At 58.0% G+C, this 1,497-nt stretch carries 1 protein-coding gene and 1 pseudogene; one reads left to right on the forward strand and one right to left on the reverse strand.

Features of this window, described 5'->3' with window-relative positions; genetic code table 11:
• Window positions 1-967, forward strand: a 967-nt coding sequence (locus ACXRVY_RS28640) for a putative bifunctional diguanylate cyclase/phosphodiesterase (RefSeq protein ID WP_458238910.1), incomplete at its 5' end; no start/stop codon positions are given.
• 182 nt (window positions 968-1,149) lie between these two features.
• Here the strand turns inward: ACXRVY_RS28640 and ACXRVY_RS28645 are convergent.
• Window positions 1,150-1,497, reverse strand: a pseudogene (locus ACXRVY_RS28645) (alkaline phosphatase); the annotation flags it as partial.

Genomic DNA, 1,497 nt, shown 5'->3' on the forward strand with positions numbered 1-1,497 from the left:
CAGCACCCCCAGCCTCGGCATTGCGCTGTTCCAGGGGCAACTGAGCACAGTGGACGATATTATGAAGCGCGCTGACCTGGCGATGTATCGCGCCAAGGCGGCGGGCCGCAATACCATGCGCTTCTTCGATCCGGACATGCAGGCGGTTGCCACGGCACGCGCCAGACTGGAAGTAGACTTGCGCCAAGGCTTGCAGGACAACGAATTCCTTCTTTATTACCAGCCGCAGGTGAATAGTGAGGGCCGTATCATTGGCGCAGAGGCGCTGATGAGATGGCAGAATCCTGAGCGCGGAGTCGTGTTTCCAGGCGAGTTCATTCCATTGGCAGAGGAAACGGGGTTGATTCTGCCGTTAGGCCGTTGGGCGCTGCAGGCAGCCTGCGATCAACTGGTTGCCTGGGCAAAGCATTCGGAAACCGCCCGACTGGGTATGGCTGTGAATGTCAGCGCCCGCCAGTTTCACCATCCGGACTTCGTCGAGGAGGTACTGCAAGTACTGAGATACACGGGGGCCGATCCGAGGAAATTGAAACTGGAACTGACCGAAGGCCTGCTGATAGAGGATATGGAAGGTACTGTCGCCAAAATGATCGAGTTGAAAGAGGTCGGCATAGGCCTTTCGCTGGATGATTTCGGAACCGGCTACTCGTCACTGTCATACCTGAAGAGCCTTCCGCTGGATCAACTCAAGATCGACCAGTCCTTCATCAGAGATGTGCTGGTTGATCCCAACGACGCCGCCATCGCCTGCGCGATTGTGAGCCTGAGCCAGATATTGGGGCTTTCGGTGATTGCAGAAGGTGTGGAGACAGAAGCTCAGCGCACCTTTCTGGTCAAGCATGGCTGCCAGACCTACCAGGGCTTCCTGTTTTCCCCGCCACTGCCAGCCGAACAATTTGAGGAGTATGTTCACGAAAGATTAATGGCGAGCACTGATTTTCCACGGACCAAGACTAAATTGCCATGACTTCGCAGGTGTCTGGGAACGTCAGCTTTCGGCTGTGGATTCAACCCAATGCAGGCGATCGCAGCCAATACAGTTACGGTCAGTTTGCCAGCGCCGAGAGTCACATCGTGCAAGATCTACCCGGTTGCGCTGCACTTGAGCATCATGCTGCGTCAATGCCTGTTGCAACCGCCAAACCACCGCTACACCAGGACAATACGTTTCAGCTTGGCGTTCAGTGCGGCGAACGCCGCTTCGGTACTGGCCTTGTGGTTGGTGATGAGCACGTCGATGCGTTCTGGCGGGCAGAAAGCGACACGGCTCTCCACGCCAATCTTGCTGTAATCGGCGAGGATGACTACGCCTTCGGCATTGTYGGCCATGGCGCGCGCCACTTCGGCTTCGCGGTGGTCGTAGTTGCTGGCACCGCGCTGGGCGTCGATGCCGACCGGCGACAACAGCGCCAGGTCGGCCCGATAGCGGGCAATTTCCGCCACCGTGGTGCTGCCGACCGTCGCCGGCGCACGATCGTCGAGTGAACCGCCCAGTAC

This window comes from Pseudomonas sp. P5_A2_2 (assembly GCF_054177685.1).